We start from the raw sequence: 23866 nt of genomic DNA on the forward strand, positions 1-23866 counted from the left end.
GGTCCGAAAAGCCAGATTGACGTCGTCGAAAACGGCTTGCGCCGTGGGAATTACGCCCTCTGGTCGGTTACGGCAGTACGATGCCGGTGGCTTGGCCCAGGGTGATCTGCTGCCCGCCGGGAGGTATGTAGGGGCCGGTGGGTCCGTAAATGCCGTATATCGGAAGCGCTGGGGTGCCGCCGGCGTACAAGTCGTTGATCCACCCGGTGGACAGGGTGTAGACCGCTGCGGTGTTGCCGGGTGGGGAGAACTGAGTGATCAACTGCAGGACGAAATCGATGACGGGACCATCGCCGAGCATGGAGTCGACGTGCGAGCCGCCGACGAGTGTGACCCCGCTGAACTGGTTCGGGTACAAGCTGGCGAGTTGAGTCGTTGTGGCGCCGAACGCATTCCACGCTTGAGGTGGCGCAGCCACCGTATAGACGGGGACATTCGCCGCCTGCAGATTCGCTATCGCGTTGCCGAACGCCGTGGCGTTGCCGGCGACCCCGTCGAACATCACCACACCTTGCAAGTGGTTGGTGCCTGCCCCCAGCATGGTGAGGTAGTTGCTGGCGGCCAGCGTCGCGAGACCACCGCCGGCGGAGTGCCCTGTCAGCACGAAGTCCTGCGGCAGCGTGCCGTGAAAACCGGTCTGGTTCGCGCTGATATTCAGCGCCGGCTGATTGCCCAGGAACAACGAGCCAACGCCCTGCTGCATCTCCGGACTGTTCAGCCAGATGCCGAAGGGCAGCGGGATCGACGGGATGGTCGGCGTCACGACGACGCTGTTGGTCTGCGTGGCCGTCTGCATCGCCAGCGGCTGATACAGCCAGCCGAAGGCGCCGAAGCCGTGCTGGAGATAGGTGGTGCCGACGGCGTTCACCGACCCGCTTGCCTGCGTCGGGAAATACCACAACGCGGGGGCCGGGTAGCTGATCGGGCCAAGCGGAATTCCCAGGATCGAGGCCTGGCCGAGCGGAATCTGCAGGAACGAGAACCCGATCCGGACTCCGGTCACGCCATTGGGGCCCGCGAAGGCCACGGTGGAAGGAAAATTCACCCACCTGCCCAGGCCGACCGCATTGGTCGCCCAGTTGAGCAACGCTCCCAGTGTCGCGGTGTATCTGCCCCCGAAGCCGACGGTCGCCGCAGCAGCGCCCAGCGACTGCAACGGCAACGCATTGGCCGCCTCGGCGGCCCCGTACGCGGCACTGGCCGCGCTCAACGCACGCTCGAACTGGTTGCCGAACAGCGTTGTCTGCGCGGTCAGCGCCTGAAACTCCTGGGCGTAGTTGCCGAAAAAAACCGCAATAGCCGACGACACCTCGTCGCCGGCGGCCGCGAGAATCCCCGTCGTCGAGGGTGCCGCGGTAGCGGCGGCCTGCTCGATCGCCTGTCCGATCCCGGCCAAGTCGCCCGACGCGGCGGCCAGCGCCTCGGGTGCAGCAATCACATAGGACGACATCGTCGCCTCCCATCTACCTTGGCGAATGGTAGGCAGGTCGAACGTGGCTCTGCTGAGGATTGGGCAGATGAGAGGGCGGTCTGCACCGCGGGAGATCACAGTAGTCACATTGGTAACCGCAAGCGGACCATTAGGCGATTGCAAAATGCGCTATCACGGGCGATATCAGTACGCGCCAACCACCCCGCGATATCACCGGCGATAGCGTATTTTGCAATCGCCTAATGGTCGGCCGACGGGGACTGGTGGGGCTCCTGTGACTGCTGCGCTCCGCCCCCCGCTCAGCGCTCAGCCGTGTCCGCCCAGGGCACCCGGCACGCCCCTCCTGTTTCGGAACCGGAATTGAAGCCCTGCTCGGTGATCCCCAGCGCTGAGTACATCCGCGCCCGCATGTTCTCGATGCCGATCTGATAGGTCAGCTCGATCACGCCGGCCTCGCCGAAGCGGGTGCGCAAGTCTGCGACCTGCTCGTCGGTCACCGAGTGCGGATCGCTGGTCATCGCGTCGGCGTAGGCGATCGCGGCCCGCTCGTCGTCGTTGAATGCGGGGGAGGTGGCGTAACTATCGATGCTCTTGAGGCGCTCGACGTCCAAGCCGTCCAAGCGTTGCAGCATGGCCCCGAAATCGACGCACCAGGAGCAGCCGATGGTGCGTGCGGTCCAGAACACGGCCAACTCACGCACGCTTGCCGGAAGAGTGCGCGACGCGCTCTGCAGCATGGTCTCGTGCACGGCGTTGGCGATCAGCAGCCGCGGGTGATGAGCGACGATCGTGAACGGTTCGGGGACCTCGCCGAAGCGCTTCTTGGCGACTCGGTACATAGTGCGGACCAGCATGCCGGCGCGCTTGGGGGGCAGGGGTTCGATGCGAGTTTTCTGTGTCATATCTACCTGACGCGCCAGCCCGAAGATGTGTGACAAGAAAGTTCCAAGAATCCGCCAAGGATCCTCCAAGAGCACCATCCGAAGCTGAATCGGTGGAGCGGGGAACATCGTCATACTGGGCGATCGCAGAAGAGTCAGTGTTGAGCGACCTTGAAGATTCGGCGCACACCGAGGTGTTGGTGGCCGACTCAAGGCTGGACCAGTCGGGGATCCGGCTAGCGGTCGACGCGGTCTTCGACGCCAACCCAACTCTGGGCGCAGTATTCGAACCAGTCCGGGACCGCTGGCTGTCACGGCCGGGCGGCGGCTGGAGCTGGGCGGTGGAACCACCTGGGGCAACGGTGCCCGAGGTGATCGCCAGGCAGCGCGGCGGCTACGACATGCGCACCGGACGGTTGTTCGCGGTGTCCCTGCTTCCCGGAACGCCGGATCGGCTGGTGCTCACCGCCAGCCACCTTTGTGTAGACGGTGAGTCATGGAACGGCGTGGTCGAAAGCCTGATGACCGAATACGAGGGTGGCGCGCTCGCGCCCGACGACGACTACCGGGCTAGTAGTCGCGGCGAACACTCATGGGCGTGGTGGTGGGTACATCGCCTGCGGCGATCACCAGCCGCGCGAGCGGGGTAAGCGCACTGAACAACTCCTGCAGTTCGGCGTCGTCGAGTCCGTCGAATATCCGCAGCGCAAGCTGATCGGTGGCGGCCTCGATGTCGTTCTTCAGGTCATGTCCGGCGGGCGTCAGTGATCCGTCCGGCGCGAGCAGGCCCCGGTCTGCCAGGCTTTCTTCGCATGCGGACCATTCGGCGTCCTCGTAGTGCCGGATCTGCTTCATGTACTCCCGTGGCAGCGCGTTGGCCGCGGTGTGTAACACATTCGATTCTCGTCCCGAGATTCCCGCGGCGGCCAATACCGTGATGTGTCCGTCGCCGCGGTGCTCGCGCAACAGTGTGGTTCCGTGCCACAGCGCGGCCACCGGATCCGAAGGCACGGGTAGGGCGACATTGGCGGCGAACAGTGGCCGTGCGCTGACCGAAGTCTGCTGCGCGGCGCGGATCGCCAATTGTGCTGCGGTGTTGACGTTTTCGTCGTCATCCAGGCCGCAACGGCGAAGTACGGCCACTGCGGATTCCTGCCGGGCCCGCAAGGCGAGTTGCGGCCCGGCGATCTCCCACGCCGCCGGCAGCGACTTGGCGACTCGCGTGTGGGCGAAGTTGTAGAACGTCGCCGTCACGACGTGCGGCGGCACCGGCCCGAAGGGTGCCGACCGGGCGGCGAAGTACCCCATCCAGAATCCGCGATAGCCCAGACCGTCGAGGGCTGCACGCACCTCCGGTGCGAAGTATGTGATGGCATGGATCGGCTCGAAGCGGTCGTAGAACTTCCGGGCCAACTCGGGTGTGCGTTGCATGTTGTGCAGTCAAGCACTCGTGCCGTTCAGCGGTCGTAGATGCTGGCCAACCAGATGTGCACCAGGGTGTCGACGGCTTCGGCCTCGGGAATGGTTGATCTCTCGTCGGCGTAGGTTGCGACCATCACCCGTTCGGTGAGCAGGGTCAGGGCGGTCGCCAAGTTTTTGGCGGGGACGGTGTTGGGGGCAGCGCCGCGCTTGCGTTCAGCTTCGATAGCGGCGGTGGTGTGGCCGATCCATCCGCTCATGAGGTCGGACCACATCGCTTGCAGTTCGGGGTTGGTGGCCTTGGCCGCCGCGCCCGCGACGGCAACGGCCCGCTGGGATCCCGTGACTTCGAAGAATGCCTCGATGCGGGCGCGCCAGTCGGTTTCGGGATGGCCGGAGAGCTTTTCGCGCAGCGGTTCGACGGCGGACCGTGCCCGCATGTTGACGTGATCGAGCAGCGACAGCAGCACGGCGTTCTTCGACGGGAAGTAGAAGTAGAACGACGGACGGGAAATGCCCGCGCCCTTGGCGAGATCATCGACGGAGAAGTCGGCGAGCGGTCGTTCTTCGAGCAGGCGCTCGGCGGTCGCCAAGATCGCTCGTTCGCGGTCGTCGCCCGATGGGTGCGACCGGCGGCGACCTCGGGAGGCCCGCACATGATCTCTAAGGGTTGCGAGCTCGGGCATGTCGTTGACCTTGCCTTTCGGTAGCTGGGCACCAACATGCTGTTGGTTATCTTCAACGGGACTGTCGATTGCTGTCAACGTGGTGTCAATTAAAATCACGGTGAGTGTTGAAGTATATCGACAGTAGTGTTGACTGTGTCAATACAAAGCCGTTAATCTGCGTATATACCCAGTTCAGCGATGTACTCGCTGTCAGGTCGCCATCTCCGAAGAGGTGTCGAATGTTCGTCACCACGACCCAGGGGAAGTTGCTGGAAACCACTGCGGTGGCCTGAATCATGACTTACCGAAGACACACGCAAGAAGGGGGTCTCAGACATGGACTACGGAATGCTGCCGCCGGAGATCAACTCCGCACGGATGTACGCCGGACCGGGACCGGGATCGATCCTGGCCGCCGCGACCGCATGGGGTTCGCTGGCCACAGACCTGAACCTCACCGCGACCGCGTACCACTCGACTGTCACCGCACTGGTTGGCGGTCCGTGGTTGGGACCGGCTTCGGTAGCGCTCGCGACCGCCGCGACTCCCTACGTGGCGTGGTTGCAGTCCAGCACCGCACTGGCCGAGTTGGCCGCTGCACAGGCCCACGCCGCAGCGGCCGCGCACGAGGCCGCGTTTGCGATGACGGTTCCACCACCGATGGTCGTGGCCAACCGCGCGCTGCTGGCGGCCTTGGTCGCCACCAACTTCCTGGGGCAGAACACCCCGGCGATCGCTGCCACCGAGGCAGAGTACGGCCAGATGTGGGCTCAGGACGCCGTCGCCATGTACGGCTACGCGGCCTCCGCATCGGTGGCGACGCAGTTGACTGACTTCGAGCCGGCGCCCCAGGTCGCCACACCGTCCGGGCTGGTCCAGCAAGAAGCCGCGGCTGCCGCGGCTGCCGTCGGCAACGCCGAGACGGCCGTCGGAGACGCTCTGTCGAAAGTGACATCAGCCATCCCCGCCACACTGCAGAGCCTCGGCTTGCCCGCGGTGCCGACGTCGATCGACCAGGCGATGGCCTTCTACGGCAAATTCATCACCCCGTTCATGCCCTTGGCGACCAACGCGGCGCAGGCGACCAGCGCCGTCACCGCCGTCAGTTCATTCATGAAAGGCCTGGCACCCGCGGCATCCGCTGCGGCAAAGGCCCTCGAGAGCGGTGCCCAGGCATTGGGCGCTTCCGCCGCTGCAGGCGTGCGCGGCGCCGGCGCGGGCGTGGCCGCAGAACTGGGGCGCGCGCTTCCCGTGGGCGGCCTGTCGGTACCCGCAGGCTGGGCATCGGCGGCGCCGCTGGCCAACCCCGCTTCGGCCATGAGTACAGGTCTCACGGTTCAGTCGGCCGCAGCAGAAGCCGGGGTCGGCGGAGTGCCGATGGGCGCACCGATGGCTCGCATGGGGCAATCGGCCGGCCAGTTCGGTGGAGCGGTCCCGCGTTACGGATTCCGTCACTCGGTCATGGCCCGGCCGTTCGCTGCCGGCTGACCGGCGGAAGAGCTACCGGGAGAACATCACCGCGCGCTTGACCTCTTGGATGGCCTTGGTCACCTCGATGCCACGCGGGCAGCCTTCGGTGCAGTTGAAGGTGGTCCGGCAGCGCCACACCCCGTCGACCTCGTTGAGGATGTCGAGTCGTTCGGCGGCGGCTTCGTCGCGGCTGTCGAAGATGAAGCGGTGCGCGTTGACGATCGCGGCCGGACCGAAGTAACTGCCCTCGTTCCAGAACACCGGGCAACTGGTGGTGCAGCAGGCGCACAGGATGCACTTGGTGGTGTCGTCGTAGCGGGCGCGGTCGGTGGGGCTCTGAATCCGTTCCCGCGTAGGCGCATTGCCGCTGGTGATCAGATAAGGCTTGATCGCCCGGTAGGCGTCGAAGAACGGCTCCATGTTGACCACGAGGTCCTTCTCCACGGGTAGCCCGCGGATCGGTTCCACCGTGATGGTCAGCTTCTTGTTCTTCTTCTTCGGAAGGAGGTCGCGCATCAGCACCTTGCACGCCAACCGGTTGACGCCGTTGATCCGCATCGCGTCCGAGCCGCACACGCCGTGCGCGCAGGACCGGCGGAAGGTCAGCGTCCCGTCCAGGTAGCCCTTGATGTAGAGCAGCAGGTTCAGCAACCGGTCACTGGGCAGACACGGCACCCGGAAGCTTTGCCAGCCACCGGTTTCCGTGAATAGATCGGGATCGTCGGGGTTAAAACGGGCGATCTTGAGGGTCACCATCACTGCGCCGTCGGGAACCGGCGGCAAGGGTGGCTCCTGGGTGTCGCTCTTCTCGATGGTGTCGCCTGCGGTCATCAGTATTTCCGCTCTTTCGGCTCGTAGCGGGTCTGCACAACGGGTTTGAAATCCAGCCTGATGTCGCTGAGCAGGTCGGTGCCTTCCTTGTAGGCCATGGTGTGGCGCATGAAGTTGACGTCGTCGCGGTTCGGGTAATCCTCGCGGGCGTGACCGCCACGGGACTCCTTGCGATTGAGCGCGCCGACCACGGTGACCTCGGCCAACTCCAGCAGGAAGCCCAGCTCGATGGCCTCCAGCAGGTCGCTGTTGAAGCGTTTGCCTTTGTCGTGCACGGTGATTCGGGAGTACCGCTCCTTGAGGGCATGGATGTCGGTGAGCGCCTGTTTGAGGGTTTCCTCGGTGCGGAACACCGCGGCGTTGTTGTCCATCGACTGCTGCAAGGCGCCACGGATATCGGCGACACGCTCGTTGCCGTGCTCGGAGAGGATGTCGCTGACCCAATTGACCACCATCGCCGCGGGTTCCGGTGGCATGTCCGCGAAGTCGTGGCCCTGGGCGTAGGCGGCCGCGGCAAGGCCGGCGCGGCGTCCGAAGACGTTGATGTCCAGCAGCGAGTTGGTGCCGAGTCGGTTGGCGCCGTGCACCGACACGCAGGCACATTCGCCGGCGGCGTACAGACCTGGAATGGTATTCGTGTTGTCCCGCAACACTTGTCCGCCGACGGTGGTGGGAATGCCGCCCATCACGTAGTGACACGTCGGGTAGACCGGCACCAGTTCGTGCACCGGGTCCACACCGAGATAGGTGCGGGCGAACTCGGTGATGTCGGGCAGCTTGGACTCCAGTACCTCTTCGCCGAGGTGACGGACGTCGATGTGGACGTAGTCCTTGTGCGGGCCGCAGCCGCGTCCCTCCAGGACTTCCAAAACCATTGAGCGCGCGACGATGTCGCGAGGTGCCAGGTCGACGATCGTCGGTGCGTAACGCTCCATGAAGCGTTCACCGTCGGCGTTGAGTAATCGGCCGCCCTCGCCGCGTACCGCCTCGGAGATCAGGATGCCCAAGCCGGCCAGCCCGGTCGGATGGAACTGGTGAAACTCCATGTCCTCCAAGGGAAGTCCCTTGCGGAACACGATGCCGATGCCGTCGCCGGTGAGCGTGTGCGCGTTGGAGGTGGTCTTGTACATCCGGCCGGAACCGCCGGTGGCCAGGACGATGGCCTTGGCGTGGAAGACGTGAATATTTCCCGTCGCCAACTCGTACGCCACCACACCGGTGGCGACCGGGCCGGTCGGAGTCTGGGTGAGTGCCAGGTCGAGTGCGTAGAACTCGTTGAAGAACTGCACGTCGTGCTTGACGCAGTTTTGGTAGAGCGTCTGCAGGATCATGTGGCCGGTGCGGTCGGCCGCGTAGCAGGCCCGGCGCACCGGGGCCTTGCCATGGTCGCGGGTGTGTCCGCCGAAGCGGCGCTGGTCGATTCGGCCCTCGGGGGTGCGGTTGAACGGCATCCCCATCTTCTCCAGGTCGAGTACGGCGTCGATGGCTTCCTTGCACATGATCTCCACCGCGTCCTGGTCGGCGAGATAGTCGCCGCCCTTGACGGTGTCGAACGTATGCCACTCCCAGTTGTCCTCTTCGACGTTGGCCAGCGCAGCGCACATGCCGCCCTGGGCGGCGCCGGTGTGGCTACGGGTCGGATAGAGCTTCGTCAGCACCGCGGTCCGCACGCGCGGACCCGCCTCAACCGCGGCGCGCATCCCGGCGCCGCCTGCGCCGACGATCACTACGTCGTATCGGTGTTGCTGGATCACGGATCGCCTTTCGAGGGGTCTCGGGTCAGGAGATGTTGGGGTTGAAGGTCACGATCACATACGTGCCCAGCACCAAGGTGAATCCGATCGACAACAACAGCACGCTGTTCAGCCAGAAGCGCGTCACGTCTTTGCGGCTGTAGTCATCGATGATGGTGCGCAGGCCGTTTCCGCCATGCAATTGCGCCAGCCAGAGCAGCGCCAAATCCCAGAATTGCCAGAACGGGGACGACCAGCGCTGTGCGACGAAGTTGAAGTCGATGCGATAAACGCCCTTGTCCCACATCAGCATGATGAACAAGTGCCCGATTGCCAGGAATACCAAGGCAATACCGGAGAATCGCATGAAAAGCCAGGTGAATTTCTCGATATTCGGGATGCCGGCCCGGCGCCGCGGCGAGCGCGGATTATCGAGGCTCGCTGGACGGTCGTAGCTGGTTTGGTAAACCGGCGCGACCTGGCCGGGACCGAGTTGCAGATCGGGTGTGCTCATTTGAAGTGCTCCCACGCGTGGATGCCGATTACTACCCCTGCCATCACCAGCGGCACCAGGAATGTGACTGCGACGATCCACAGCATCTTCCGTTGGTGGCGCGGCCCTTCGGACCAGAAGTCGATCAAGATGATCCGGATCCCGTTGAGCGCGTGAAAAAGCACCGCGGCAACCAGGCCGTACTCCATCATGCCGATGAGCGGGGTTTTGTACGTCGAGACGACTTCGTTGAAGGTCTCGGGACTGACACGCAGTATCGCCATGTCCATCACGTGGACAAACAGAAAAAAGAAAATCGTTGCGCCACTGATGCGATGAAGCACCCATGCCCACATGCCGGGGTCGCCCCGGTACAGAGTCCGGGGTGGCCGTCGTCGTCGCGGAGACGTGGTAGGCGTTTCCGGATCCGCGGTTGTCGTCATTTTTTCTTTACCGCCTTCAAAAACCGTCAGCAAACAGCTCCCAGCCCGGGCAATCGAGCTTAACGTGAGCGACGTTGCTGCGGAACCAGCCAATCCCATCCCAATTGTGTGTCGTTAAAAAGGTTAGGGTGTCCTTGCCTGAGTCGGCCGATCGGTGAACGAGGTGGTCAGATGTCCAATATCGATTGGAATATGCTGCGCAACAGGGCAATTCAAGTTGCGGTCGGCGCCTACGCGCCATACTCGCGATTTCGGGTGGGTGCGGCCGCTCTGGTCAACGACGGCCGCGTGGTCACCGGTTGCAATGTGGAGAATGTCTCATATGGGCTTGGTCTCTGCGCCGAATGCGGTGTGGTGTGCGATTTGCATGCCTCCGGCGGCGGTCGGTTGGTCGCGCTGGCGTGTGTTGACGGGGACGGTTCACCACTGATGCCGTGTGGACGATGCCGCCAGGTGCTGCTCGAGCACGGCGGTCCCGAGATGCTGATCGATCACCCGGAGGGGCCGAGACTGCTCGGAGATCTGTTGCCGGACGCGTTCGGACCCGACGACCTCGCCAGACGGGAATCGTCTTGACGGATTTCGCATTCGATGCGCCGACAGTCATCAGAACAAAGCGCGACGGCGGCCGGTTGGCCGATGACGCCATCGATTGGGTGATAGCGGCCTACACCGACGGCCGAGTCGCCCCCGAACAAATGTCGGCCCTACTGATGGCGATCTTCCTGCGCGGCATGGACCGCGGTGAGACGGCCCGATGGACCGCGGCGATGCTCGCGTCGGGCCCGCGGCTGGACTTTTCCGATCTTGGACTTCGCACCGTGGACAAGCACTCCACCGGCGGAGTCGGTGACAAGATCACGCTTCCGCTGGTGCCGGTCGTCATGGCGTGCGGCGGCGCGGTGCCGCAGGCGGCCGGGCGGGGGCTTGGGCATACCGGCGGCACCCTGGACAAATTGGAATCCATTGCGGGTTTCACCGCGACACTTTCCAGCCGGCGGGTGCGCGACCAATTGCGTGACGTGGGGGCGGCCATCTTCGCCGCGGGTGAACTGGCGCCGGCCGACGCCAAGTTGTATGCGCTGCGCGACGTCACCGGCACTACCGAATCGCTGCCGTTGATCGCAAGTTCGGTGATGAGCAAGAAATTGGCCGAGGGGGCCGATGCGCTGGTGCTGGATGTGAAAGTCGGCTCCGGGGCGTTCCTGAAATCCGAAGCGGAATCTCGCGACCTGGCCCACACCATGGTGGCGCTGGGCATCGCGCACGGGGTGCCGACCCGCGCGCTGCTGACCGACATGGATTGCCCGCTGGGCGCGACCGTCGGCAATTCGCTGGAGGTAGCGGAGACGCTCGAGGTGCTGGCCGGTGGCGGCCCGCCCGACGTGGTGGAGCTGACGCTGCGGCTGGCCGCCGAGATGCTCGACCTCGCCGGCATCGACGATCGCGACCCCGCGCAGACGTTGCGCGACGGCAGCGCGATGGACCAGTTTCGCCGGTTGGTGACGGCTCAGGGCGGCGATTTGTCGAAACCCCTTCCGGTCGGCGGTCATTCGGAAACCGTCGTTGCCACCCGGGGCGGTGTGATGGGCCGCATCGATGCGATGGCGGTGGGTCTGGCGGCGTGGCGCCTCGGCGCGGGCAGATCCCGGCCGGGTGCGAGCGTCCAGCTTGGCGCCGGCGTGCGAATTCATCGCCGTGTCGGTGAGCCGGTGGCGGCCGGTGAGCCGCTGTTCACGCTCTATACCGACACGCCGGAACGCTTTGGCCCGGCGCTGGGCGAGTTGGACGGTGCTTTCAAAATCGGTGATGAGGCCCCGCCGCACCGGCCGCTGATCATCGACCGGATCAAGTGACGGCTGAGGTGATTTGGGCGAACCGTTGCCAAATGGTCGGTAACCAGACACCGACACAGCCGTCTGGAGCGGCACAATGGAATACATAAAGATGAACGACATAGAAAATTTGCGGCCCCTGCTCATCGATCGGATCACGCGATGACAAGTGCATTGAGTCTCGAGCAGATCAGAAAGGCGCCTAAGGCCCTCCTGCACGACCACCTCGATGGCGGCTTGCGCCCCGCCACCGTGCTGGAAATAGCCGAGGAAGTCGGCTACGACGGTTTGCCTGCCGATGACCTGGAATCGCTGTCGACGTGGTTTCGCACCCGCTCGCACAGCGGTTCGCTGGAGCGCTATCTGGAGCCTTTTTCGCACACCGTGGCAGTGATGCAGACACCCGACGCGCTGTACCGCGTCGCGTACGAGTGCGTGGAAGACCTGGCCGCCGACTCGGTGGTGTACGCCGAGGTTCGGTTCGCTCCCGAGTTGCACATCAACCGCGGGCTGTCGTTCGACGAAGTCGTCGACGCGGTGCTCGCCGGTTTCGTGGCAGGGGAGAAGGCCTGTGCCGTCGACGGTCGTGCGATCAAGGTTCGCTGCCTGGTCACCGCGATGCGGCACGCTGCCATGTCGCGGGAGATCGCTGAGTTGGCGATCCGGTTCCGGGACAAGGGCGTGGTCGGGTTCGACATCGCCGGTGCCGAAGCCGGGTACCCGCCCACCCGGCACCTCGATGCTTTCGAATACATGCGGGACCACAACGCGCGCTTCACAATTCACGCCGGCGAGGCTTTCGGGCTGCCGTCCATCCACGAGGCGATCGCATTCTGTGGCGCCGACCGACTGGGTCACGGGGTGCGCATCGTCGACGACATCGATGTCGCGGACGACGGCGTCGTCTCGGTGGGCAGACTGGCAGCGATATTGCGGGACAAGCGAATTCCGTTCGAGTTGTGCCCCAGTTCGAACGTGCAAACCGGCGCCGTCGCCAGCATCGCCGAGCATCCGTTTGACCTGTTGGCCCGCAGTCGCTTCCGGGTGACCGTCAACACCGACAACCGGTTGATGAGTGACACCACGATGAGTGAGGAGATGTTCCGCCTGGTCGAAGCGTTCGGCTATGGCTGGACAGACCTGCAACGGTTCACCATCAATGCGATGAAGTCGGCGTTCATCCCCTTCGAGGAGCGGTTGGCCATCATCGACGAGGTGATCAAGCCGCGGTACGCGGTGTTGATCGGGTAGGCGGTGATGGGGCTGTCGCCTCGTGCCTGATGCCCGCCCGCGCCAAGCCGGGCGGCAAGCAACGCACAATGGCCGGAACCGTTCGCATCGACAGCGTCCAAGAGCGCCCGTCCGATTACCGGATCAGCGATCGGCAGGCGCGCGCCGCCGGCTATCTGAATGCCGAGGCCGCGAACGCCGAGTTGGATCGGCGACCAGCGCAGCACACCTACCTGATCAGCGTGTCATTCGTCGGCGCCGACGAGCGCCCGGCGCTGGCTGCCGACGACACCCTGACCGGCGCCGACATCGCAGGGATCGCCGCGCGCCTGGACCGTCTCGACGCCGCAAGCGAGTCCGGGCCGTGGACCGAGCGTTACCTGCGGTTGATCGCGGACAATGAAGCGGTGCGTGCTCCCGATCTCGCAGCCGGCGAACGACTGGATGTGCCTCGGTTCAAGCGCCGGGTGCGTCGGCTCAAGGAGTTGGGCCTGACGATCAGCCTCGATGTCGGTTACCGGTTGTCGCCGCGCGGTCGGGCGTATTTGGCAGCGGGCCGCTAGTGCTGCCGGACCCGATCCGAACCGACGAGTTCACCGTGTTTTCGCTGCGTGACGGCCGCTCGCTCGCATACCTGGAATTCGGCGACGCCGACGGCTACCCGGCGTTCTACTTTCACGGAATGCCCAGTTGCCGGCTCGAAGGCGTATTCGCGGACGGCGCGGCGCGGCGCCAGGGTTTTCGGCTGATCGCGGTCGACCGGCCCGGATATGGGCGCTCGACTTTCCAACAGGGACGCCGCTTCAGCGATTGGCCAGGCGACGTGTGCGCCCTTGCCGATGGACTCGGTCTGGGTGAATTCGGCGTCGTCGGGCATTCGGGAGCCGGGCCGCATCTATTCGCCTGTGGCGCAATGATTTCGCCGGACCGGCTGAAGTTCGTCGGTGCTCTCGGACCGTGGGGTCCCCTTGCGACGGCGGAAATCATGCGCAGCCTCAACTTTGCCGACGGGCTTTATGCGCGGCTGGCGCGGCGTGGGTCGTGGCCGTTCAACGCGGCGTTCGCCCCACTCGGTTGGTGCGCGAAGTACCAGCCCGGGCTGTTCTGCCGGATGGTCACGTCGGCGCTGCCCGACACCGACCGACAACACATGGGCGACGCGCTGTTCCTGCGACATTTCCGGGCCATACAACTCGAAGCGTTCCGGCACGGCAGTCGCGGCGGAGCGTACGAAGCATTCCTCGCATATCGGCCCTGGGAATTCGACGTCAGCGAGATCGCTGTGCCCACTCACATCTGGCAGGGCGACCGCGACTCCTTCATTCCGCATGCGATGGGGGAGTACCTGGGGAACACGATTCCCGGGGCGGACCTGCATTGGGCACCGGGCAAAGGGCACTTCAACATCGAGGATTGGGACGCCATTCTCGCGGCGTGCGCAGCCGATACCTAGAACGGCAGCGCGAACGCTGGAAAAAGGGATCCCAAAAATGCGAATGGCAGGTACAGCGCGAGAGCGGCGTAAATCGGGATGAGCAGGAAAAATCCCAGGTAATAAAGCTCGGCAAGGATGTCGAAAAACAGCTGAATAAGGGCGGTCGATATGTCGTCGAGGGAGGGAATGGCGGCCGCGATTGCGCTGGCGCTCGCTGGAAGCAACAGTGCCGCATTGACCGCCTCGGCGCTGGCATAGGAGCCTGCGGCCGACGACAGGCGCTGCACAAACTGCTGCTGGTATGCGGCAGCGGTGTCGGCAATTTTTTGATACTCCTCGCCGTACCCGCAGAACAACTGCGCAATGCCCGCGGACACCTCGTCGGCGGCGGCGGGCAGGACCGCCTGGGTCGGGGCCGCAACCGTCAGATGCACCGCTTCGAGCGCCGCGTCAATAGACGCCAAATCCGTTGCCGCTTGGGCCATCAGCTCGGGAACTGCGATCACCGCGGACACGCTTGTCCTTCCCGCCGCAGATCAGCACTGGCCCTTCATGGAAACAGCGGTAAGGGCGGGGTCGCAAGCACTCGCGGAGGCCGGGACGCAGCCGTGGCGCGACTGAAATCTTTCCGATATTGCCGACGCGCGCCTCAGCCGCGACTCTCGGCGCTATTCGCGCCTTAGCCGCGACTCCACGAACGCCTCGAGCTTCTCCCACCCGCGCACCGACGCCGCGTACGGTCCGGCCGGCTTCTTCACGGAGTCGGGTTCGAGCACGAATGCGATCAACTTGCCCAGTGGCTTCGTCGTTTCCAGCGCCTTGTCGACGGTGGTCTCTTCGGAATAGTCGCCGATGTCGCGCAGCAGTTCGACGGCCAGGTCGAGTTGCTCCCGATCCACAGCCTCCGGTCCATCGGCGAAGTCGTCGGCAAGCCCGCTCAGCACGTAGACGTTGTCTTCGCTGATGTCCACCTTCAGTGAGCCGTCCGTGGCGGCCGTGCGGATGTCGTCGTAGGTGGCCAGATCCGAAAGGTCGTGGTCGTGCTCGTCGGCGAGGTAGCGGGCAAGCGCGCGCTCGGAGCTGAACACGCTGATCCGGCCATTGCGGCCCAGGAAAATCGGCCGATCGTCCAGGTAGCAACGCAGCGTGTAGAAAGTGCCGTTGCCCGTCATGATCCGGATCGGGTCGATGCCTACCTCGCCCCAGAAGTCGTCGTCGCTGCCCAGAACGACGGTGTCGCCGTCGGCGCGGCTTTCCTCTTCGTCCTCGTCGTCGTCCTCGTCCTCGTCCTCGTCCTCGTCGTCGGAGTCGTCGTCATCCTCGTCGGACTCGTCGTCGGCGTCGGTCGTCTCGTCGGCGTCCTCGACCTCGGCGGCCGGCTCATCCTCCTCGAGTTCTTCCTCCAGCTCCTCTGCTGCCTTCGCCGACAAGTCTTCGTCGACATCGGGCGTGCTGGCGATCTTGTCGATCGCGGTGAGCACATCGTCCCAACTGCGGCCGATGACCTCGGCGATCGCGTTCCAGCGCTTGTTACCGGCCTTGCCGCTGAAGTGGTCGATGCCGCCGGACACGGTGCCGAGAGTGGGATTGCCGTTGAAGAACTTCGATATCGCCGCCAGCTCGCAGACCGATCCGATCGACGACACAATCGCCAGCGTCCCCGCCAGGGCGGCCACCGACTCCTCGGTCGGCTTCTCGGCCACCAGTTCCTCGACCGCGACCAAGTCGAACTGCTTGTCCTCGGCCGGGTCCAGCTTGTGTGCGTTCGCCTCGGTGATGTCTTTCCATCCCGGGTGATCGACCAGATCGTTGTCGTCGTCGCTACGCACGAAAGCGGCCAGGTCGGAAACGCTCTCGAAAACGAAGAGGTCGTCGTCCTTGCCCAGGAACGCCTCCCACTCGTCGCCGGAGTCGCGCCAGCGGGGCGCCCACAATGTGTAGCGGTCACCCTCAGACAGGCTCAGGCGAATGGGCACGAGGTCAGCAGCCATGCGGCAAAGGATAGCGACCCGGCGCGCTGGCGATTACCCGCCCCAAATAGTTGCGATAGGCGGAGCGGTCGTCGCGTAACCCGTTTTGGGCAGCCCGTACATCTCCTCCAGGGTGGAAAGCACGTTGTAGTGGCTGATGGTTTCGTTGTAGCTGCCGGGCTGAATATGCGCGCCGTAGAACACCGTCGGGATCTGGTTGTGGGGGCCTCCGTCGTCCTCGTCCCACGTGACGATGAGCAGGCTGTTGTTGGCGGCTGCCCAGTTGGCGTAGGGGGTCATCTGGCGGTTCAGCCAGGCGTCGCCCTGGGCTATCGAGCCGTCGTGCATGTTGTTGTCGTTGTTCGGAATGACGAACGACAGGGTCGGCAGGCTGGCGTAGTTTCCCGGAGCGGGGAAGGCCGAGAACGGCACCGACAGCGTCGGCGGCACATTGCTGAAGTTGACCCAGGGCACGTGCTTGCGGGCGTACTTGCCCGCGCTGCACACGGTTGAGCCAACCGCGGGCAGGTCCTCGGCGTAACCGCCAAAGGTCCGGCCGGCGGCGAGCAGTTCAGAACCCAGGTTGGGCGCGGCGCCCGCGTTCACCGGGCAGCTGTCCTTGGTCACGCCGAAGGTGTTCCCGGCGAACAACGCCAGATAGTTGGGTTCGCTAGGATGCGTCTCGGCGAACGACTGCGCCATCATCGCGCCGCCCGTGGCCAGTGCATTGATGAACGGCGCGGCTTTGTTGCCGATGATGTTGGCTTGCGAGCGGTTCTCCTCGATCACGATCACCACGTGCGCGTAAGTCGGCAGCGTGGCGGCCGCTGGGCGCGGTTCGACACCTTGGGCGGGTAGTGACGCCGCCACCGCACCGACTACTGCGAGAGTGCGCAATGCCCTGGTCAGGTAGTGCCCGAGCGCTCGCATGCCGCGGAGTATATGGGCGGGTTCGCCTGGCAGCGCGGACGGAAAGGCGTGTGTCAACAGGCCTGAACCCGATCGTTATATAGGCTCCACCTTCGTGGACGTCCATGTCATCGACCACCCGCTCGCGGCGGCCCGACTAACGACGCTGCGCGACGAGCGCACCGACAACGCCACGTTTCGCGCGGCGCTGCGCGAGCTGACCTTGATGCTGGTCTATGAGTCCACCCGTGATGCGCCCACCGCGCCGGTGCCGATCCGCACGCCGCTCGCCGAAACCATCGGTTCGCGGCTGGCCAGACCGCCGTTGCTGGTTCCGGTGCTACGGGCCGGCCTGGGCATGGTCAACGAGGCGCATGCGGTGTTGCCCGAGGCGCATGTCGGCTTCGTCGGTGTCGCCCGTAACGAAGAGACTCACCAACCGGTGCCCTATCTCGCGTCGCTGCCCGACGATCTGTCCGATCTGCCTGTCATGATCCTCGACCCGATGCTGGCCACCGGTGGCTCGATGACCCACACGATCGGCTTGCTGCAGGAACGCGGAGCCAGCGACATCACCATGCTGTGTGTGGTGTCGGCACCGGAAGGCATCGCCGCCGTGGAGAAGGTGGCGCCTGACGCGAGGTTGTTCACCGCCGCGATCGACGACGGACTCAACGAGATCGCCTACATCGTTCCCGGCTTGGGTGATGCGGGCGACCGTCAGTTCGGGCCTCGCTAAGAGTTCTCACCACTGGTCGATCGCGGCCACAACTTCGTCGCGCAGCTTGCGGGCTCGAGACCGCGCGGGCTGCAGGTCAGCCGTCGGCGCGCAACGAACCTCCAGATAGAACTTCAGCTTCGGTTCGGTCCCCGACGGGCGCACTACCACCCGAATCGACGTGTCGCTGTCGCCGCCGGTGAAGATCAGGGCGTCGGTGGTATCGGTGACAGTCGCCGCGAAGCCCGCCAGTTGCTCCGGCGGGGTACTCCGCAGGCGGCGCATCAGGGCGTTCGCCTCGGCGGCGTCGGCGACTCGACGCGGCACCGCGGCAACTTCGTGAACACCGTGCCGTCGGGCAAGGTCGTCGAGCACATCGGGCACCGCGCGCTCGCGCCCGCGCAGCGCAGCCACCAGATCGCAGATCAGGACCGCGGCGCTGATTCCATCTTTGTCGCGAACCGCCGCCGGATCGACGCAGTGGCCGATCGCCTCCTCATAGGCGTAGACCAATTTTGCGGGCTGGTCCGCGTCTGCGCGCGCCAGCCACTTGAATCCGGTCAATGTCTCCACATGGATTGCCCCGTAGTGCACGGCGATCGCCGCCAACATCCGTGATGACACCAGCGTGCTGGCCACCACCCGTTGGTTGGCGCTGGCCTGAGACAGTATGTAATCGCCCAGCAGCCAACCGGTTTCGTCGCCTGAGAGCATCCGCCAGCCGGACGGGCCAGGAATACCGACCGCGCACCGGTCAGCGTCGGGGTCCAGTGCGATCGCCACGTCGGCGCCGATGTCTGCAGCCAGAGCAAGCAGCGCGTCGGTCGCGCCGGGTTCCTCGGGGTTGGGGAACGCGACGGTGGGGAAGTCGGGATCGGGTGCGAATTGCGTTGCGACGGTGTGCACGTCGTCGAAGCCCGCGAGGCGCAGGGTCTCGACGGCAACCGCTCCGCCCACGCCGTGCATCGGGGTCAGTGCGACCCGAATCGAACCGGTCGCCCGGCGAACCGCTGCCGCACGCTGGATGTACTGACCGAGCAGATTGGAGTCAGCGGGTTGGACGGCTTTCCGCGGGATTTCATCGGCGGGGGGTGCGGCGCCTATCGCGGCTTCGATCTGCCGGTCGGCGGGAGAGATGATCTGAATGCCGCCGTCGAGGTACACCTTGTAGCCGTTGTCAGTCGCCGGATTGTGTGAGGCCGTGATCTGGATTCCAGCGGCTGCCCCAAGGTGGCGCACTGCGAAAGCGACCACCGGCGTAGGCACCGGGTCGGGCAACAGTAGAACCGAAAAGCCCTGTGCGGCTAAAACTTCAGCGGTTGCGGTCGCGAAAGCCGCCGAACCGTGCCGGGCATCGCGTCCGACTATGACTGTTTTGGCGCCTTCGAGGATCTGTGCGACGGCCCAGGTGGCGCGCAGCACCACCGCGAGGTTCATCGCGTCCGGGCCTGCCCGAACCGGTCCGCGCAGGCCGGCGGTGCCGAACGTGAGTGGGCGGGCGAATCGGGCCGCGAGTTCGTCGGGATCGCATGCGGCCAACTCGGCGGCCGTCTGCGGGTCGGGGTCGTGAGCGATCCACTCTTCGGGCGTCACGAGCTTTAGAACCTGGCGATGACGTCGGCCAGCAGCGATCCCATCCGCTCCGCCGACGCGGCACCGGTGGCCAGCACCTCGGTGTGACTCAAGGGCTCGCCGCTGATGCCGGCGGCCAGGTTTGTCACCAGTGACAGTCCCAGCACCTCGGCGCCCGCGGCTCTGGCGGCGATGGTTTCGTGCACGGTCGACATGCCCACCAGGTCGGCGCCCAGCGTTCGCAGCATCCGGATCTCGGCGGGTGTCTCATAGTGCGGACCGGGCAGCCCGGCGTAGACGCCTTCGGTCAACTCGGGGTCCGATTCGCGGGCCAACGCCCGCAGGCGGGGTGCGTACGCGTCGGTCAGGTCGACGAATTGGGCCCCTACCAGCGGCGAGCGCGCCGTCAGGTTCAGGTGGTCGCTGATCAGTACCGGCTGGCCCACCTGCATCTCCGGGCGCAGTCCGCCGGCCGCGTTGGTGAGGACGACGATGCGTACCCCCGCCGCGCAGGCTGCCCGCACTGGGTGGACGACGTGCTGCAGTTCGTGACCCTCGTAGGGGTGGATGCGGCCGGCCAGCACCAGCACCCGGCGGCTGCCGATCGGCACCGACAACAGCTCTCCGATGTGCCCGGCCGCCCGGGGTGGTGCGAACCCGGGCACTTCGGCCTGGGGCAGGACGGCAGTCGGAGTACCAAGAGCGGCAACGGCGGGTGACCAGCCCGACCCGAGTACGACTGCGACATCGTGTTCGTTGATTCCGGTGCGCTCGACGATGACCTGCGCGGCCTGCGCGGCAAGTTCGCCGGCATCGGCTGTCGGGAGGCTCACACTGGCCGAGCCTAGGCGATGAGATACTGCCAGAATGCCCGCACTCAGCGCACTGGACAGTGTCGAGGCAACGGTGCGGCGCCGGGGTAGCGATCTGGTCGAACTTTCGCACGCCATCCACGCCGAGCCCGAGCTGGCTTTCGACGAATACCGCAGTTGCGCCAAGGCGAAACGGTTGGTCGCCGAACGCGGTTTCTCAATGAACCCCGTCGCGGGCCTCGACACTGCGTTCCGGGCCGATTTCGGGAGCGGGCCGCTGGTCGTCGGGGTATGCGCCGAGTACGACGCGCTCCCCGAAATCGGCCACGCGTGCGGCCACAACATCATTGCCTCTTCGGCAGTCGGCACCGCGCTGGCGCTCGCCGAGGTAGCCGATGAACTTGGCCTGACGGTGGCACTGCTGGGGACACCGGCCGAGGAGTCTGGGGGCGGAAAGGCGCTGATGCTGCAAGCGGGGACGTTCGACGACGTTGCGGTCGCCGTGATGGTGCACCCGGGGCCCAGCGACATCGCCGGAGCCCGCTCGCTGGCGTTGTCCGAGGTCACCGTGCACTACCGGGGGAAGGAATCGCACGCTGCGGTCGCGCCCTATCTGGGGATCAACGCCGCCGACGCGGTGACCGTCGCACAGGTGGCCATCGGTCTGCTACGTCAGCAATTGGCGCCGGGACAGATGACGCACGGCATCGTCACCGACGGAGGGTCGGCGGTCAACGTCATCCCCGGGCAGGCCGCGCTCAAATACGCAATGAGAGCGATCGAGTCGGACTCGCTGCGCGAGTTGGAAGGCAGGATGTACGCCTGCTTTGCCGCGGGAGCGCTGGGCGCCGGCTGCGAGTACGAAATCGAAGAGGCCGGGCCGGCCTACGCAGAACTGCGGCCGGATCAGTGGCTGGCCGATGTTTTCCGCGCGGAGATGCGGCGGCTGGGGCGCGACCCGGTGCCGGCCGCCATCGAGGCGGGGCTGCCGTTGGGCAGCACCGACATGGGCAACGTGACGCAGGTGCTGCCGGGAATCCATCCGGTGATCGGTGTCGATGCGGGTGGTGCCACGGTGCATCAGCGGGCCTTCGCCGCCGCGGCCGCGGGTCCCAGCGCCGACAAGGCAGTGATCGAGGGCGCGATCATGCTGGCGCGCACGGTGGTGGCGCTCGCTTCGGACTCCGCTCAGCGGGACCGGGTGCTGGCCGCTCAGGCGCGCAGGACGGCGGTGGCATGAGCCTCGTCGACAGCGCCGAATCGTGGCTGGCCGCCCACTTTGACGATCTGGTCGGCTGGCGCCGGCACATCCACCGCTACCCGGAGTTGGGGCGTCAGGAGTTCGCCACCACGCAGTTCGTCGCCGAACGGTTGGCTGACGCCGGGCTCAACCCGAAGGTGCTGCCCGGTGGAACGGGGTTGACCTGCGACTTCGGTCCCGAGCACCAGCCGAGGATCGCGTTGCGGGCCGACATGGACGCGCTGCCGATGGCCGAGCGAACCGGTGCGCCGTACGCCTCGACCATGCCCAACATCGCGCACGCGTGCGGTCATGATGCGCACACCGCGATTCTGATCGGCACCGCGTTGGCACTGGCCTCGGTGCCCGAACTACCCGTCGGGGTGCGGCTGATCTTTCAGGCGGCCGAGGAGTTGATGCCCGGCGGGGCGATCGATGCGATCGCAGCCGGCGCGCTGACCGGTGTGTCGCGGATCTTCGCGCTGCACTGCGACCCACGGCTGGAGGTCGGCAAGGTCGCGGTGCGCCTGGGGCCGATCACATCGGCCGCCGATCAGCTCGAGATAACGCTGTACTCGCCCGGCGGGCACACCTCGCGCCCGCATCTGACCGCGGACCTGGTCTACGGGCTGGGCACCATCATCACTGGGCTTCCCGGTGTCCTGTCGCGCCGCATCGACCCGCGCAACAGCACGGTACTGGTGTGGGGTGCGGTCAATGCCGGCGTGGCGCCCAATGCCATACCGCAGAGCGGCGTGCTGGCCGGCACCGTGCGTACCGCCAGCCGGCAGACCTGGGTCGACCTGGAAGGGATCATCCGCCAGTCGGTCACCGGGCTGCTCTCGCCGCTGGCGATCGAGCACACGCTGCAGTACCGGCGAGGCGTGCCCCCGGTGGTCAATGAGGATGTCTCGACGCGCATCCTCACCCACGCCATCGAGGCCGTCGGCCCCGACGTGCTGGCCGATACCCGGCAGTCCGGCGGCGGTGAGGACTTCTCCTGGTACCTCGAGGAAATCCCCGGCGCCATGGCGCGGCTGGGAGTCTGGTCTGGGGAGGGGCCGCAGGTCGACCTGCACCAGCCGACATTCGACCTCGATGAGCGTGCGCTGGCCATCGGCGTGCGGGTGATGGTCAATCTGATCGAGCAGTCCGCCGAGTTCTGAGGCTCTTTGCGCGCACGAGCGTGCACAGAATTACCGCGACACGCCCGGTGAACCCGTAATTCTGTGCACCTTCGTCGGGTGAATTGTCGGCACACGCACCAGTGCCGACGATAACCGGGTGATTGCCGAGTTGGACCGGCTGCTCGCGGCGCAAGGCGGTGTGGTCACCGCGGCTCAGGCGGTACATGCGCTCACCCGCCGCGGCCTCGACGTGCACGTCGATTGTGGTGCACTGCATAGGGTTTGGCACGGGATCTACAGCCGCGACAACCCGACCACCGCACTGCGTTTGCGTGGGCTTGACCTGTACACCGGCAGGACCGTAGCGGCATGTACGGTAACTGCCGCCGCAGCCTACGGCTTTGACACCGAGCAGCCCAGCGAGCTGCACGTGCTCAATCCCGACGGTCTGCAACTGCGATCCGTCAGGGGCCTGGTGGTGCATCGGTCACAGGGCGCACCAGTGGCCATGTTTGCGGGGCGTCCTGCCACCACGCCGTCATGGACGGCTGTCGAGGTGGCCCGAGGACTGCCCCGACCTCGGGCGTTGGCCACGCTGGATGCTGCGCTTCGCAGCGGCACGTGCAGTCGCGAGGAGCTGGAGCGCGCTCTGGAGATGCAGGCCGGTCGCCGTGGCATAGCGACCGCGCGCGAAATGCTCGCCCAGGCGTCGCCGTTGGCCGAGTCGCCAATGGAGAGCGAGGCCCGGCTCGTCATGCTGGATGGCGGGTTGCCGCCGCCGGTGTTGCAGTACGAGATCGTCGACTTGAACGGACGCGTTTGGCGACTCGACTTCGCCTGGCCCGAGTACCGAGTCGCCGCCGAGTACGACGGGGTGGACTGGCACAGCGGGCCAAACGCGCTGCGGCGCGACCGTGTCAGGTCAGCGGCCCTGCAGGATCTGCTCTGGACGGCGGTTCCCATGATCGCCGACGACGTTAGACGTCATCCGGCTCAGCTGGTGCGTCGGATCGAGTCACGGTTGGAGCGTGCCAGGGCGGCGTAGATACCGCCGTTTGCCGCCACGAGCGACAGGAGAACCGGTCTAGCCGCTGGTACCGGGCCCAATATTGCGGGCCGGACGAGTACGCAGGCCGTGCACATAATCCGCCGGCGCCCCGGCGATCTCGGCGGCGTCGGCCATGACTCCCAGATAGCGGGCCGAGGGCAATCCGCCCTCCCACGCGTCCAGCACGTACAGCCATGCCAGGACCGGGTCGATGTCAGTGTCGGACGATTCGCGCTGCACGCGGCAGCGGATCTTCTTGTGGACGCCGAACTCGGAGCCCTCCCACTGATCCAAATTCGTCTCGTCCGCGGTGGCCATGTCGTAGAGCACGACGAAAACGCGCGAATCCGGGTCTTCGACGACGGTGGCCAGCGCGCCCTCCCAGCCGATGTCCTCACCGCCGAACGTCAGTCGCCAGCCCGGTAACCAGCCAGTTCCGGCCATCGGTGAGTGCGGTGCACGCTTGAGCATCTGCTCGGGATGCATGTTCGACCCGTAGGCGGCGTAAAGCGGCACGGGGAAAGCTTAGACGGCGTGCCGCCGACGTAGCAGGAGCCGACGGGTCAGATTGCTCACTTTGATCACCCGCGGTTAACGGAT

At 65.6% G+C, this 23866-nt stretch carries 24 protein-coding genes and 1 pseudogene; 11 read left to right on the top strand and 14 right to left on the bottom strand.

What is annotated here, in order from left to right:
- Positions 1–67: 67 nt before the first annotated feature.
- Positions 68–1450, bottom strand: a complete 1383-nt coding sequence (locus tag ACZY1I_RS02690) for a PE family protein (protein WP_463752721.1) — start codon at positions 1448–1450, stop codon at positions 68–70.
- A 281-nt stretch (positions 1451–1731) separates the two neighbouring features.
- Positions 1732–2346, bottom strand: a pseudogene (locus ACZY1I_RS02695) (carboxymuconolactone decarboxylase family protein); the annotation flags it as partial.
- A gap of 128 nt (positions 2347–2474) precedes the next feature.
- Here ACZY1I_RS02695 and ACZY1I_RS02700 point away from each other — a divergent pair.
- Positions 2475–2963, top strand: a complete 489-nt coding sequence (locus ACZY1I_RS02700) for a condensation domain-containing protein (protein WP_463752722.1) — start codon at positions 2475–2477, stop codon at positions 2961–2963.
- Here ACZY1I_RS02700 and ACZY1I_RS02705 read toward each other — a convergent pair.
- Positions 2884–3744, bottom strand: coding sequence for an SCO6745 family protein (locus ACZY1I_RS02705; protein WP_463752723.1), 861 nt, complete (start codon positions 3742–3744; stop codon positions 2884–2886). The two genes, ACZY1I_RS02700 and ACZY1I_RS02705, sit on opposite strands and share 80 nt — an antisense overlap.
- 26 nt (positions 3745–3770) lie before the next feature.
- A complete protein-coding gene (locus ACZY1I_RS02710; RefSeq protein ID WP_463752724.1) occupies positions 3771–4418 on the bottom strand; it encodes a TetR/AcrR family transcriptional regulator in 648 nt (215 codons plus the stop codon).
- A gap of 318 nt (positions 4419–4736) precedes the next feature.
- Here ACZY1I_RS02710 and ACZY1I_RS02715 point away from each other — a divergent pair, with 318 nt between their 5' ends.
- Complete coding sequence (locus ACZY1I_RS02715; protein ID WP_463752725.1) at positions 4737–5888, top strand: PPE family protein; 1152 nt, start codon at positions 4737–4739, stop codon at positions 5886–5888.
- A 12-nt stretch (positions 5889–5900) separates the two neighbouring features.
- On the opposite strand, the gene ACZY1I_RS02720 is transcribed toward ACZY1I_RS02715, so the two are convergent.
- Genes ACZY1I_RS02720 through sdhC form a run of 4 tightly spaced genes read right to left on the bottom strand, consistent with a single transcriptional unit; the run spans position 5901 to position 9283 of the window.
- Positions 5901–6701 carry a succinate dehydrogenase iron-sulfur subunit gene (locus tag ACZY1I_RS02720; protein WP_463752726.1) on the bottom strand — a complete coding sequence of 267 codons (801 nt, stop codon included), beginning with the start codon at positions 6699–6701 and terminating at the stop codon, positions 5901–5903.
- A complete protein-coding gene (sdhA, locus tag ACZY1I_RS02725) occupies positions 6701–8455 on the bottom strand; it encodes a succinate dehydrogenase flavoprotein subunit (protein ID WP_463752727.1) in 1755 nt (584 codons plus the stop codon). Before sdhA ends, ACZY1I_RS02720 begins: the two co-directional genes overlap by 1 nt.
- Positions 8456–8480: 25 nt before the next feature.
- Positions 8481–8948: a succinate dehydrogenase hydrophobic membrane anchor subunit gene (locus ACZY1I_RS02730; RefSeq protein ID WP_463752728.1), complete on the bottom strand. Its 468-nt coding sequence runs from the start codon at positions 8946–8948 to the stop codon at positions 8481–8483.
- Positions 8945–9283 carry a succinate dehydrogenase, cytochrome b556 subunit gene (gene sdhC / locus ACZY1I_RS02735; RefSeq protein ID WP_463753476.1) on the bottom strand — a complete coding sequence of 113 codons (339 nt, stop codon included), beginning with the start codon at positions 9281–9283 and terminating at the stop codon, positions 8945–8947. The genes ACZY1I_RS02730 and sdhC overlap by 4 nt, the downstream gene beginning before the upstream one ends.
- A 258-nt stretch (positions 9284–9541) precedes the next feature.
- Here sdhC and ACZY1I_RS02740 point away from each other — a divergent pair, with 258 nt between their 5' ends.
- From ACZY1I_RS02740 to ACZY1I_RS02760, 5 genes are all read left to right on the top strand, one after another.
- Positions 9542–9946, top strand: a complete 405-nt coding sequence (locus ACZY1I_RS02740) for a cytidine deaminase (RefSeq protein WP_463752729.1) — start codon at positions 9542–9544, stop codon at positions 9944–9946.
- Positions 9943–11226 (top strand): thymidine phosphorylase, encoded by a 1284-nt coding sequence (locus ACZY1I_RS02745; protein WP_463752730.1) that lies wholly within the window; start codon positions 9943–9945, stop codon positions 11224–11226. The genes ACZY1I_RS02740 and ACZY1I_RS02745 overlap by 4 nt, the downstream gene beginning before the upstream one ends.
- Before the next feature lie 141 nt (positions 11227–11367).
- Entirely contained in the window at positions 11368–12456 is a 1089-nt protein-coding gene (locus ACZY1I_RS02750; protein WP_463752731.1) for an adenosine deaminase, read from the top strand.
- 68 nt (positions 12457–12524) lie between these two features.
- Positions 12525–12998, top strand: a complete 474-nt coding sequence (locus ACZY1I_RS02755; RefSeq protein WP_463752732.1) for a hypothetical protein — start codon at positions 12525–12527, stop codon at positions 12996–12998.
- A 2-nt stretch (positions 12999–13000) separates the two neighbouring features.
- Positions 13001–13888 carry an alpha/beta fold hydrolase gene (locus tag ACZY1I_RS02760; protein WP_463753477.1) on the top strand — a complete coding sequence of 296 codons (888 nt, stop codon included), beginning with the start codon at positions 13001–13003 and terminating at the stop codon, positions 13886–13888.
- Here ACZY1I_RS02760 and ACZY1I_RS02765 read toward each other — a convergent pair.
- From ACZY1I_RS02765 to ACZY1I_RS02775, 3 genes are all read right to left on the bottom strand, one after another.
- Positions 13885–14385, bottom strand: coding sequence for a PE family protein (locus ACZY1I_RS02765; protein ID WP_463752733.1), 501 nt, complete (start codon positions 14383–14385; stop codon positions 13885–13887). The genes ACZY1I_RS02760 and ACZY1I_RS02765 overlap by 4 nt on opposite strands.
- A 153-nt stretch (positions 14386–14538) precedes the next feature.
- Positions 14539–15861, bottom strand: coding sequence for a protein export chaperone SatS (satS, locus tag ACZY1I_RS02770; RefSeq protein WP_463752734.1), 1323 nt, complete (start codon positions 15859–15861; stop codon positions 14539–14541).
- 33 nt (positions 15862–15894) lie between these two features.
- A complete protein-coding gene (locus tag ACZY1I_RS02775; RefSeq protein WP_463753478.1) occupies positions 15895–16782 on the bottom strand; it encodes an alkaline phosphatase family protein in 888 nt (295 codons plus the stop codon).
- Positions 16783–16864: 82 nt separating this feature from the next.
- Here ACZY1I_RS02775 and upp point away from each other — a divergent pair, with 82 nt between their 5' ends.
- Entirely contained in the window at positions 16865–17488 is a 624-nt protein-coding gene (gene upp / locus ACZY1I_RS02780; RefSeq protein WP_463752735.1) for a uracil phosphoribosyltransferase, read from the top strand.
- Between the two features lie 6 nt (positions 17489–17494).
- Here upp and ACZY1I_RS02785 read toward each other — a convergent pair whose 3' ends face one another.
- The gene (locus ACZY1I_RS02785) at positions 17495–19060 is read right to left on the bottom strand and encodes a phospho-sugar mutase (protein WP_463752736.1); all 1566 of its coding nucleotides are present in this window, start codon (positions 19058–19060) and stop codon (positions 17495–17497) included.
- A 5-nt stretch (positions 19061–19065) separates the two neighbouring features.
- On the bottom strand, positions 19066–19872 hold the full coding sequence (locus ACZY1I_RS02790) for a purine-nucleoside phosphorylase (protein WP_463752737.1): 807 nt from the start codon (positions 19870–19872) through the stop codon (positions 19066–19068).
- A 34-nt stretch (positions 19873–19906) separates the two neighbouring features.
- On the opposite strand from ACZY1I_RS02790, the gene ACZY1I_RS02795 reads away from it, so the two are divergent.
- The 3 genes from ACZY1I_RS02795 (at position 19907) to ACZY1I_RS02805 (ending at position 23263) form a co-directional block, all read left to right on the top strand.
- Positions 19907–21091, top strand: a complete 1185-nt coding sequence (locus ACZY1I_RS02795; protein ID WP_463752738.1) for a M20 family metallopeptidase — start codon at positions 19907–19909, stop codon at positions 21089–21091.
- Positions 21088–22257 (top strand): M20 family metallopeptidase, encoded by a 1170-nt coding sequence (locus ACZY1I_RS02800; protein ID WP_463752739.1) that lies wholly within the window; start codon positions 21088–21090, stop codon positions 22255–22257. Before ACZY1I_RS02795 ends, ACZY1I_RS02800 begins: the two co-directional genes overlap by 4 nt.
- A gap of 118 nt (positions 22258–22375) precedes the next feature.
- On the top strand, positions 22376–23263 hold the full coding sequence (locus ACZY1I_RS02805) for a hypothetical protein (RefSeq protein WP_463752740.1): 888 nt from the start codon (positions 22376–22378) through the stop codon (positions 23261–23263).
- Positions 23264–23302: 39 nt separating this feature from the next.
- Here the strand turns inward: ACZY1I_RS02805 and ACZY1I_RS02810 are convergent, their stop codons facing one another.
- Positions 23303–23782 (bottom strand): gamma-glutamylcyclotransferase, encoded by a 480-nt coding sequence (locus ACZY1I_RS02810; protein WP_463752741.1) that lies wholly within the window; start codon positions 23780–23782, stop codon positions 23303–23305.
- Positions 23783–23866: the final 84 nt, after the last annotated feature.

This window comes from Mycobacterium sp. IDUB_37 (assembly GCF_055419245.1).